This is a genomic window from Bacillus sp. AC266 (assembly GCF_979253805.1).
On record NZ_CEEDEC010000091.1, the window covers coordinates 1 to 217 of the forward strand.

1 rRNA gene is annotated in these 217 nt (G+C 36.4%); it reads right to left on the minus strand.

Features of this window, described 5'->3' with window-relative positions:
- A 5S ribosomal RNA gene (gene rrf / locus AC0IXC_RS29475) occupies nucleotides 1-69 on the minus strand; the annotation flags it as partial.
- Nucleotides 70-217: the final 148 nt, after the last annotated feature.

A 217-nucleotide genomic window follows, 5' to 3' on the forward strand; every position in this document is an offset into this window, starting at 1 on the left:
GGCGCTAGAGAGCTTAACTTCCGTGTTCGGTATGGGAACGGGTGTGACCTCTCTGCCATCATTACCAGACTATATTCATTTAAGACAAGAATTATCATAACTCATTCGACATTTAAAGTCAATAAGTTTTTTATATTCTCTCAAAACTAGATAACATTAGCTTCATATTATATGGTTAAGTCCTCGATCTATTAGTATTCGTCAGCTCCACATGTCA